At 67.9% G+C, this 7403-nt stretch carries 5 protein-coding genes; all 5 read left to right on the forward strand.

What is annotated here, in order from left to right:
* On the forward strand, window positions 1–1037 hold a 1037-nt coding region (locus IEY31_RS18080), incomplete at its 5' end, for a Kelch repeat-containing protein (RefSeq protein ID WP_308424343.1).
* Window positions 1038–1101: 64 nt separating this feature from the next.
* Window positions 1102–2055: a GumC domain-containing protein gene (locus IEY31_RS18085; RefSeq protein ID WP_188974351.1), complete on the forward strand. Its 954-nt coding sequence runs from the start codon at window positions 1102–1104 to the stop codon at window positions 2053–2055.
* A gap of 599 nt (window positions 2056–2654) precedes the next feature.
* Window positions 2655–4097 (forward strand): UDP-glucose dehydrogenase family protein, encoded by a 1443-nt coding sequence (locus tag IEY31_RS18090; protein ID WP_229723764.1) that lies wholly within the window; start codon window positions 2655–2657, stop codon window positions 4095–4097.
* Window positions 4094–5113, forward strand: a complete 1020-nt coding sequence (locus IEY31_RS18095; protein WP_188974352.1) for a UDP-glucuronic acid decarboxylase family protein — start codon at window positions 4094–4096, stop codon at window positions 5111–5113. The genes IEY31_RS18090 and IEY31_RS18095 overlap by 4 nt, the downstream gene beginning before the upstream one ends.
* A complete protein-coding gene (locus IEY31_RS18100) occupies window positions 5110–7326 on the forward strand; it encodes a glycosyltransferase (RefSeq protein WP_188974353.1) in 2217 nt (738 codons plus the stop codon). Before IEY31_RS18095 ends, IEY31_RS18100 begins: the two co-directional genes overlap by 4 nt.
* Window positions 7327–7403: the final 77 nt, after the last annotated feature.

Below are 7403 nucleotides of genomic sequence, written 5' to 3' on the forward strand. Positions count from 1 at the left end.
TGACGGATGCGGATGGAGATATCGCATATGACCGTGCTGACTGGGCCAATGCCAGACTGGCCTGCCAGGTCGCCGTGCCACCCGTCAACATCTACCAGTACGCGCCAATTAAGGCACAGCCGAATACAGTGTCCGAGGCGCAGGGCCGGCCCGTGGGCGGCCGCCTGTACGTGTTCGGCGGCTTCGACAGCCTCAAGAACTGCTGTGTTCCTACGGACCGCGCCCAACGGTACGATCCGGCCACCAACGTCTGGACCCCGCTACGCCCCATGCCAAATGGGGGCGTGACCCACGCGGGCATGGCCACCGACGGCCAGAACATCTACTACGCGGGTGGCTACATCACCAATGCCAGGGGAACAGCTCAGATTTATGGCACCAAGGCGGTCTGGAAGTACAACGTGGCCCAGGACACCTACACCCCGTTGCCCGATCTGCCGGTAGACAGCGCTGCCGGTCAACTGGAGTACCTGGCGGAAAAACTGCACTATTTCGGGGGTACTAATCCCGAACGTACGCAGGATCTCAAGACCCACTACGTGCTGAATCTGGACGTGACTGGCGCGGCGTGGACCCCCGCCGCACCCCTCTCGCAGGCCCGCAACCACCTGGGTTCGGCGGTGCTGGACGGGGTGATCTACGCCATCGGCGGACAGACCGGGCACGACAACGCTCTGAAGACGCTCAGCTCCGTTGAAGCCTACGATCCGGCCACCGACCGTTGGGAGGCGCGGGCCAGCATGCCTAAAGCGCTCAGCCATACCACCAACTCCACCTTCATCCTCAATGGGCGCATCGTGGTGGCGGGCGGCGAAACGGCCCACAATCAGGCCACCAGCGCGGTCACCGCCTACGATCCGCTCAGCAACACCTGGACCGCTCTGACCCCCCTGCCCGAGCTGCGGGTGTCGGGCGTTGCGGCACCGCTGGGCGACGGCTTTGTCTTCACTGGCGGCAATCTGCCGAACGGTGGAGGAACCCAGGCCAACGGCTGGCGGGCCAGCCCGGCGTCGGTCAGCCCAGTGTCCGTCCCCTGAACTCCCGGCACACCTCGTCCCACCGCCCTGGACCCCGTGGTCCAATCTAGAAAAGGAAAAACGCATGATGCAGAGCCGCCCACCCCGTTCCGATACCACTTCCAGCGACCTCGAGCTTCCGCAGGTGGCCCGTCTGCTGCGCCGCGCCGCCCTCCCTGTGCTGGGGATCGCCGCGCTGGCCGGGGTGGGCGGCTACCTGCTGTCCAATCTTCAGCCCAAGGTGTACACGGCCACCAGCAGCCTGTTTACCGAGCAGGTCGGCGGCGGTAGCAACGCGCTGAACGACAGCATGTTGCGGCCCTCGCCCCTGCCGCGCGGCGGCCTGCAGCAGGCCCTGCACAGCCCGGCGGTGGTCAAGCTGGTGGTCAACCGCCTGCGCGCCTCCGAGATCGCGCCCGCCACGATCAACAAGGTGCAGCGTGAACTGCAGGCCGAGCTGAGCACCGGCGGCTTCAAAAAATTAAAGGTGGAGCTTGACCCCAACAGTCCCAGTAACAGCAGCACCGGCAACGTCTACATCCTCAGCGCCCGCGCCGACTCCCCGGAACTGGCGCGCACCCTGGCCAACGCCAGCGTTGCTGCGCTGCAACTGTGGGACATTCAGCGGGCCCAGCGCCGCCTGGAACAGGCCCGCGCCGCGCTGAAACTGCAGCTTGACGTGCTGGACCGCAGCGCGCAGGACGGCGGCCTGAGCACCGATGACGTCAACCGGCAGGCCCGCGCGGCCATTGCCCGTGACCTGGCCGTGATCGGGGCCTCGCGCCAGAGCGTGGCGGGAACCCTGGATGTCATCGCTGAGGCGGTGGACCCCGCCGGGCCGACGAGCCCACGGCCCAAGCGCACGGCGGCGCTGTCGGCCCTGCTGGCGCTGCTGTTCGCGGGCGGCGGCGCGGTGCTGCTGGGAAGCCGCCGCGCCCTGGTGGACACACGCGACAGTGACCCCGACGACGCCTCGGCGCTGTACCGCCGGGAAACCAGCGACGCCCGCAACGTCACCTCCACTGTGCCGCAGCGCTAACCCCTTTCTTCAGGCGGCGTCACCCAACTGTTCACGGGTTGGGTGACGCCACTTTGTGCTGAGAACGTGCGTCAGGAGCCATGAAGTGGCCTACCCAGCGTGGCCGGACTGCCGGTAGCAGACTGCTCGATCCACAACTCCCCCCTCCGCTAAACGTTTGATGATGCGACTTCAGGGCGAGCGCTGACATACTTCTTATCAGGGGGGGAGGGGGGCAATGTCCAGCCGTGAACCTGGGTCTCCAACTGTCAGCCTAGTGGTTGGAAATGTTCCATCTGCCTGTCCTGAGCGGCTGGGATGCGTGAGTGGCCTGCAATTTACTTCTCGTTAGCGCCCCGCCGGCTAAGTTCGCGCTATGCAGCCTGATTGGGTCCAACCGGGCTTATGCTCAGGGGCGACGCCGGGGCCGCAGGCGGTGGGCTGACCGAGCATCCAGCTGACTGTGGACGCCACACTGATCGACCTGCTCACCCGTCCGGGCACCCGCTTTACGGTTCCACCCTCTCCCTTACTGCGAGCTGTCCATTCCGTTCCACCCGTCACTGCCGCGCCCCGCTCCAGCAGCCCTTTCGCCCCCCGTCCTCCGAGGAGATCTGAACATGTCACACACCCCCACCCTGCACACCCCCATGAAAGTCGCCGTTGTGGGCACTGGTTACGTCGGCCTGGGCACCGCTGCCCTGCTCGCCTACTTCGGCCATCAGGTCATGGGCCTGGACATCGATCAGGGCAAGGTTGACATGCTGCAGCGTGGGGAACTTCCGATCTATGAACCGGGACTGGGTGAACTGATGGCCGAGTGCGGAGACCGGCTGCACTGGACCACCGACTACTCGGCGGCCATTCCGGGTGCGGACGTGATCTTTATCTGCGTGGGCACCCCGCCGCTGCCCGGCGGACAGCCGGACCTGCGGTACCTGGCGGCGGCGGCGCAGGACGTGGCCCGTCACCTGAACGGCAAGATGCAGGTCGTGGTGAACAAGAGCACGGTGCCGGTGGGCACCGGGGACTGGGTGGCGCGCATCATCGAGGACCACGCCCCGGACTACAAGGCGCACCAGTACAACGTGGTCAGCAACCCCGAGTTCCTGCGTGAGGGTACGGCGCTGTTCGACAGCCTGTACCCGGACCGGCTGGTGCTGGGCGGGAATGACGGCGCGGGGGTGGCGCGGCTGCTGGAGCTGTACGCTCCGCTGATCGAGCAGGACTTCGTGGCCCCGGCCCACGTGCCCCGGCCCGAGGGCTACACCCGCCCCGAAGTGGTGGCCACCAGCCTGAGCAGCGCCGAGATGATCAAGTACGCCGCCAACGCTTTCCTGGCGCTCAAGATCAGCTTTGCCAACGAGATCGCCGGACTGTGCGAGCGGGTGGACGCCGATATCGAGGAGGTGGCGCGCGGCATCGGCAGCGACGCACGCATCGGGCGGCAGTTCCTGTCGGCCGGCGCAGGCTGGGGCGGCTCGTGCTTCGGCAAGGACACCTCGGCGCTGATCAGCACCGGTGAGGAATACGGCTACGACATGCCGATCCTGCGCGCTGCCGTGGAGGTCAACCAGCGCCAGCGTCAGCTGGTGATCGCGAAGCTGCAAAAGCACCTGCACCGCCTGCAGGGCAAGCGCGTGGCCGTGCTGGGCATGGCCTTTAAACCCAACACCGACGATCTGCGTGACGCCCCGGCCCACGACGCCATCGCCCGCCTGAATGAGCTGGGCGCAACGGTGGTGGCGCATGATCCGGTGGCGATGGACCGCGCGCGGCGCGAATGGGGTCACCTGAAGTACGCCGAGGCGTCGTCCGCCGAGGACGCCCTGATGGGTGCGGACGCCGTGATCCTGATGACCGAGTGGAAGGAGTACCGTGAGCTGGACTGGAACGGGGCCGTGCGGACCATGCGCCAGCCGCTGGTGATCGACACCCGCAACGTCCTGCGCTGCGTGCTGGCCACCGGCATCCTTGAGCAGATCGGCCGGCGCGGCCAGGGCCAGGTCATTCCGGGCCAGACGATTCAGGGTCAGGCCGCCACGCCGCAGGGGCTGGGGTGACGACCGCATCAAAAACCATCCTTCTGACTGGCAGCGCGGGCTTCATCGGCAGCCACCTGACCGAGCGGCTGCTTGCGGACGGCCACACCGTGATCGGGGTGGACAACTACATCAGTGGGCAGCCGGCCAACACCGCGCTGTTCGCGGACCATCCGAACTTCAGGTTCATCCGGGCAGACGTGAGCGAGGGGATTCCCTACAAGGCTGGCGCTTTCGGGGGCCAGACGCTGGACCACGTGCTGCACTTTGCCAGTCCGGCCAGCCCACCGCATTACCAGCAGTTTCCCATCGAAACGCTGATGGTGGGCGCGCAGGGCACACAGCACGCGCTGGAACTGGCCCATGCCCACGGGGCGCCGCTGCTGCTCGCCTCCACCTCCGAGGTGTACGGCGATCCACAGGTGCACCCTCAGCCCGAGAGCTACTGGGGCCACGTCAATCCCAACGGTCTGCGAAGCTGCTACGACGAGGCCAAGCGTTACGCCGAGGCCATCACCTTCGCGTACCACCGGCACCACGGCGTGGACACCCGCGTCATCCGGATCTTCAACACCTACGGCCCGCGCATGCGCCCCGATGACGGCCGGGTGGTCACCAACCTGATCGGACAGGCACTGGCGGGCGGGCCGCTGACGGTCTACGGTGACGGCCAGCAGACCCGCAGCTTCCAGTACGTGACAGATCTGGTCGACGGCATCGTGGCCCTGATGGACCTGCCGGAAGCTGCGGCAGTTCATGATCCGGTCAACCTGGGCAATCCCGACGAGTACACCATCCTGCAGTTCGCGCAGGTGATTCGTGAGCTGATCGATCCTGGCCTGGCCATCATCCACGAACCGCTGCCGGCCGACGATCCCCGCCAGCGCAAACCCGACATCACGCGCGCGCGGGCACTGCTGGGCTGGGTGCCGACGGTGGACCTGCACACCGGGTTGAGGCGTACGGTGGAGGAATTCCGCCGGCAGGCGGCAGTGCCGGCGACCCTGCCCCAACAGATGCCTGTCGCCGCAGAATGACAGTGCCGGCTCTGACGCCCAGCGCCGCTGCGCCGCTGGTTTCGGTGGTCACGCCCACACGCGGGCGTGCGGAGCTGCTGCTGTCTCGGGCGCTGGGCAGCGCGCTGGTCCAGACCCTGCAGGACATTGAGATCATCGTGGTGGTAGATGGTCCCGATGCGGCCACCGAGGCCGCGCTGGCCGGCGTCCAGGACCCCCGCCTGCGCGTGATCACGTTGCCTTATCCGGTGGGCGGCGCGGAGGCGCGCAACGTCGGGGTTCGGGCCGCGCGAGCCAAGTGGATCGCCCTGCTCGACGACGATGACGAGTGGCTGCCGCACAAGCTGGAGGCGCAGCTGGCGCTGGCGCAGTCCACGGTGCAGGCCACCGGGGGCCGCCCCATCGTGGCCTGTCACTGGATCACGCGTACCCCACGCGGCGACATGCCCCAGCCGCCGCGCCTGCCGGACCCGCAAGAACCCCTGAGCGAGTACATGCTGGCGCGGCGCACCCCGCTGGAACGGACCTGTGGGCTGGTCAGCACGCTGCTGTTCACGTCGCGTGAGCTGCTGCTGGACGTGCCGTTCACGCCGGGGCTGCCCAAGCACCAGGACTGGGACTGGTTGCTGCGGGCCGCCATGCTGCCGGACGTCGGGGTGGTGTTCGTGCCGGAGGTCTCGGCCATCTGGTACTACGAGGAGCCCCGGCCCTCGGTCAGCACCCGTCTGGACTGGCGGGCCTCCCTGCGCTGGGCCCGTCAGCTGCGGGCACGGGGCATCATCACCCGGCGGGCTTTCGCGGGCTTTCTCAACTCGCACATCGTGCCCGCCGCCCAGAGCGTGGGGGACCGCGACGCCGCTTTCACGTTGCTGCCGCCGCTGCTGGCGGCCCGGCCCCGCCTCTTCGAGCTGGGGCTGTTCATTGCCAACTCGGTCCTCCCCACCGAGGTCCGTCGCCAGGGCCGCGCCCGGCTTGACGGCCTGCTCGGCCGCGTCAGGCGAAGTCCAGCCCAGACCCTTCCCGCCCTGCGCGCTGCGCCGCCGCCTGCCCGTCAGGGCATCCGAACTGTGGCCCTGATCGACCCGCTTTCTGGCGGCCACCACGGCAGTTACGCCGCCACGCTGGCCCAGGAACTGACGCACCGGGGCATCGCGGTTCACCTGATCGGTCCGGCCCCGTTCGTGGAAGAGGTTTGCCGGGCCGTACCGCAGGTGGTCGGGCACGTGCTGCCCCTGTTTCCCGGCAGCGGGCCAGACAGCGGCCCGGCGTATTACCGCCTGGGCCGTCTGGCGCGGGACCGCGTGAACCTGCGTTTTCTGCGCGCGGCGCTGCGCGTGGCCGATGAGGTTGAAGCGGACACCGCGCACCTGCTGTGGCTCGACAGTTTCGTGCTGCCGTTGCTGGCCGCGCTCGCTGCCGGGAGCAGGCGGCCCCCGACCCTGCGGGGCACGCTGCACTGGGCGTACTTTCTGCGGGAATTCCAGGGCGGCCGGCTCAGTCAGTCGGCCCACCGCCTGATGCTGCGGGCGCTGGGCGCCCTGGGCGTGCGCGTGATGATGCATTCCAGGGCACTGACCCGGAGCGTGGGGGCCGGGCGGCTGGACGCCGTGTCCTATCCCACCGCGCTGCCACAGTTCGGGCCAGACCAGCGTGAGCAGGTCCGGCAGACCGTGCACCAGCGGATGAATATTCCCCCCGGGGCCACGGTGCTGCTGGCCTTTGGCGGCACCCGGCACGACAAGGGAAGCGATCTGGCGCTGGACGCCCTGGCGCTGCTGCCCCCCCACATTCATCTGCTGGTGGTCGGCCCCACCCGCGCCTTCGATGCTGACGCGCTGCGGGAGAGGGGAGAGCGGCTAGGTGTCCTGGACCGGGTTCATCTGCGCCTAGAACATGTGCCCGATGAGGAGGTGGAGGGCTTTTTCCTGGCCTCCGACGCCTGCCTGCTGCCGTACCGCAGCAACTTTGCCGGTCAGAGCGGGCCGCTCTTGATTGCAGCGGCGCTGGGCCTGCCGGTGCTGGCCTCCAACGTGGGCGTGCTGGCCGAGATGGTGGAGAACTACCGTCTGGGCGCCCTGTTCCCTCCAGAAGACCCGGCGGCGCTGGCCCGCAGCGTGCTGGAATTCGGCGCGGCGGCACCTGCCCCCGACACCTCCCGCTTTCAGCAGGACCACACGCCCCAGGCGTTTGCCGAGGCTGTGCTGCGCAGTTACCGGGGCGAGGTGCAGCGCTAGAGGTTGAGTCGCTCTGTACCGGACATCTTGCCTTTAAATTCTGTCTGGCATGGGAAATGGAGTCCTCAGCAGCTTGA

The sequence above is a fragment of the Deinococcus aerolatus genome (assembly GCF_014647055.1).
Taxonomy (GTDB): Bacteria; Deinococcota; Deinococci; order Deinococcales; family Deinococcaceae; genus Deinococcus; species Deinococcus aerolatus.

Excerpts from the sequence above, each read along its gene's own strand:
- IEY31_RS18085 (WP_188974351.1), top strand. The coding sequence starts at position 1,102 with ATGATGCAGAGCCGCCCACCCCGTTCCGATACCACTTCCAGCGACCTC.
- IEY31_RS18090 (WP_229723764.1), top strand. The coding sequence starts at position 2,655 with ATGTCACACACCCCCACCCTGCACACCCCCATGAAAGTCGCCGTTGTG.
- IEY31_RS18100 (WP_188974353.1), top strand. The coding sequence starts at position 5,110 with ATGACAGTGCCGGCTCTGACGCCCAGCGCCGCTGCGCCGCTGGTTTCG.